The organism is Kocuria sp. JC486, assembly GCF_011602805.1.
Taxonomy (GTDB): Bacteria; Actinomycetota; Actinomycetes; order Actinomycetales; family Micrococcaceae; genus Kocuria; species Kocuria soli.
Window position 1 is genome coordinate 1 of sequence record NZ_JAAOZS010000045.1, and the last position, 3410, is coordinate 3410.

4 protein-coding genes and 1 pseudogene are annotated in these 3410 nt (G+C 68.9%); all 5 read left to right on the plus strand.

Annotated features, from left to right (window positions below):
* On the plus strand, window positions 1–866 hold an 866-nt coding region (locus GWK18_RS12745; RefSeq protein WP_166835708.1), incomplete at its 5' end, for a bifunctional DNA primase/polymerase.
* Between the two features lie 2 nt (window positions 867–868).
* Window positions 869–1711, plus strand: coding sequence for a DUF2637 domain-containing protein (locus GWK18_RS12750; protein ID WP_166835710.1), 843 nt, complete (start codon window positions 869–871; stop codon window positions 1709–1711).
* Window positions 1708–2205 carry a hypothetical protein gene (locus GWK18_RS12755; protein ID WP_166835711.1) on the plus strand — a complete coding sequence of 166 codons (498 nt, stop codon included), beginning with the start codon at window positions 1708–1710 and terminating at the stop codon, window positions 2203–2205. Before GWK18_RS12750 ends, GWK18_RS12755 begins: the two co-directional genes overlap by 4 nt.
* Window positions 2206–2291: 86 nt before the next feature.
* Complete coding sequence (locus GWK18_RS12760) at window positions 2292–3155, plus strand: hypothetical protein (RefSeq protein WP_166835713.1); 864 nt, start codon at window positions 2292–2294, stop codon at window positions 3153–3155.
* A pseudogene (locus GWK18_RS12765) lies at window positions 3155–3352 on the plus strand (ParB N-terminal domain-containing protein); the annotation flags it as partial. The gene GWK18_RS12760 and the pseudogene GWK18_RS12765, both read left to right, overlap by 1 nt.
* Between the last annotated feature and the right edge of the window lie 58 nt (window positions 3353–3410).

A 3410-nucleotide genomic window follows, 5' to 3' on the forward strand; every position in this document is an offset into this window, starting at 1 on the left:
ATGGTGCACATCCTTCCAGGCCGCCCTACGGGCAAGCCAGATCAGATGTCACCTATCGACGCGGCAGTCCCCATGCCGGGTTCCATGACGCGACTACGGACCTCCGTCAGATCCGGACCTGGTGGGATCAGATTCCCAACGCCAATATCGGCCTGCCCACCGGTGTGGCCAGCGGCGTGGTCGTCGTCGACGTCGACCTGAACGAGCGAGTCAACGGCTTCGATGCGATCAACCGCGCCCACGACGCTGGCATGCTCGGGCATTGGGAAGTCGTCACCCGTACACCCTCGGGCGGGGCCCACTTGTTCTACCCAGCCACGCCCCAGACCCCGCAGCGTTCCTGGCAAGCCGCGCGGGCCGGTGTCGACTTCCGCGGGGACGGCGGCTACATCATCGTCCCGCCCTCCCACCGCAATATCGATGGGCAGCAGCGGCACTACACGCTCGAGCAGATCAATCACGGCCCCGCCTCCGCTCTGAATGCCCAACGGTTGCGGGACTTCCTCGACCCCAGGCCGCAGGTCCCTGCCCCTGAGTCGCGCGGCGCTCACCGTTCCGCGGATGTCGCTGCCCTGGCTGAGCGCGTGGCGAGCCTGCGGGAAGGCGAACGGAACCTCGGACTGTTCAAGGCCGCCTGCCGTCTCGCCGAGAACGGGACTTCTCCCAGCGATGCTCTGGATGTCCTCGGTGCCGCTGCCGGGCAGGCAGGCCTTGGGGAACGGGAGATCAGCCGGACAGTGCGCTCGGCCTACGCCAACGTTCACGGCGCTGGGGCAGGCCAACGCTCATCCGCGACTGATCAGCAGAGCTCGTTTACCCCAGCACGAACGAGCCCATCGCATCCGCCGGTCTACCGGGTGATGTGACCATGGTCGGCTCGCAACGGTGGGGGTGGGCGGTCATCACGGCTGCCGGCGGAGCGATCGGCATCGACCTGGGCGCATTCTGGCTGTCCTTCACCGCCCTGGCGGATCTGGCACGGCGCTCCGTTATCGCCGGCTCCCAGGCATGGGTCTGGCCGCTGCTGGTCGATGGGCTCATCGTCGTGGCCACCATCGCTGTCGTGGCCCTCGATGGACGCCCCGGCGCTTGGTACCCGTGGGGGTTGCTGGTCGCCGGTGCTCTGGTCTCGGTCACCGCCAACGCGATGCATGCCGTCGTCGCCGCTGAGGCGGCGGTGCCAGGCCTGCTGGCTTCGATCATCGCGTCGGTCCCGCCCCTGGTGTTGCTGGCCTCGACGCACCTGACCGTCGTCCTGATCCGCTCCACCCACCCCACGCCAGCCTCGGAGCCGCCCGACTCAGAGGCGGTCAGCGCTCCGCCCGGCCCCGACCGTCTCCTCGAGGTCGACGTGAGCGAGGAGCGGCAGACCCCGGACGAACCTGTGCTGACCTCGGCCACCGTGGCAGACCTGCCTGCGCCATCCCTGACGCTGACGGCGCCGGAGCCGGCCGAACAAGACCCAGCCGCACCCCACCAAACGGCATCGGACGACGGAGCGTCCCTCGCCGGGCCATACGCCGACTCTGGGGCCCCGGTGTCGGATCGGAAGGCTGAGGCGACGCAGTTGTGGGAGGCGGGGTGGTCGAACAAGGCCATCGCCGCGCACCTGAACGTCCACCCCTCCACCATCGGGCGCTGGCGCACCCGCCAGACCACCACCGCTTCACCCCACCAGAACGAGGCCGCAGAGAAGGAGAGCACATCATGAGTTCCGAGAACGCCTGGGCAGCAGGGAACTGGGACAGCTTCACCCCACCCGACCCCGAGCCCTGGGACGCGCTGAACAACGCACCTGCCCCGGACTCAGGCACCGATCACAACCCGGGGTGGGACCCGCCCGAACCGGAACCAGAGCAGGACACCGCGCGGATCACCGAGGGACACGGCACCGGTACCCCGGAGGCGATCGAGCATGAGAAAACCGCCACGCGTCGGGCCAGCCTCCTCCAACGACTGAAGGCACCACAGGGCCGCGGGGTCGACTGGGTGCGCCCGACCGATCTGGTCGCCCGGTCCTCGGCGGCGATGGCCGGACGAGGCATCGCCTTGCAGGAGCACCTGGCCCGCAAGGTCGACCGCGGCCTGGCCACCGCCGGGAAGACGGCGGGCGCGTACGCGGCGAAGAAGCTGCCCTCCCTGAAGTCTTTCGGCCGCGGGTTCACCCGCGAACCCGCCACCCGGTCGGCCCTGGGACGGAACTAGGCGGGTGAGCACCCATGAGACCCATCCCAGCCCCGACCCGGACCGGTGGACAGCGAAGTGCACCTGAGTATCAGGAGGTAACCCCGATGAAGACCAGCTTGCTCGAACCCGAAGACTTCACCACCAGCGAGGGCCTGCGCGCCCTACTGAACCGCCTGCACGAGACCGGCCCCGAAGCATGGCGCTCTGATCCCGTGGCCGCGGACCTGATGGAACACGCTGCCGCGAAGTATGCACCCTTGGCCCGCAAACACGGGCTCGACCGCTGGGAGGCCGCGAGTGCGGCCTTCGATGTCATGCGCACCCGCTCGGCGAGGACCGCGACAGACCCGTGGGGCGTGATCACCCACGCGGTGCGGATCACCTGCATCGCCGAAGAACGCGCCCAAGGCCTGCTGTGCTCGGTCCACCAGGCTAGGCGCCCGCATTTCTCGGCCTTCCACGACCCCGAACGGATCTCCGACCGAGAGAACCCCCTGACGGACTACCACGAGGCCTTTCACGTCACCGATCCTGATCCCACCGAGGACCCCGCCGAGCACGACGAGAACGAAGACCGGCGGGAGTACGACACCTACACCACCGCGACCAGCCTGATCGAAGACACCGTCGCCTTCGTGACCGCGATGACCTGGCCACCGGCACTGGCCCGGGCCGCCGTCGAGCACGTCTGCCAGGAACTGGGCCGCGCCGGCTCCCGGGGCACCGCCTACGAGTCCCTGCGCCGGGACAAGCACGCCCAGGCACTGCTGGATATCGAGGCCGAATCCTGGTCGGTACTGCTCAAGGCCATGCTCGGCCACCCGCACCCGGCCTACGCCTCGACCAACACCGGCCGCGGCATCCTGCTGCGGCTGCTCATCGGCGAAACACTGCCGGTCCTGATGCGCGACGACGACCTGGTGCTGACCCTGTCTCTGGCCGCCCCGCACCGGAGAGGAACGCACTGATGGGCCAGGCACACGGACACATCGAACTCCGGCGGGCCGTCGCCTCGATCACGATCGGGCACCGGCACCGGACCGATCTCGGCGACATCGAGGCCCTGGCCGCATCCATCGCTGAGCTCGGGCTGCTCCAACCGCCGACGATCACCACCGACGGGAACTTGGTCTGCGGCGCTCGCCGCCTAGCTGTACTTCCCCGTGACGTTGTGAACGCGTTGTGAGGGTGTTTGGCCGCCGATGCCGGTGTGGGGTCTGTGG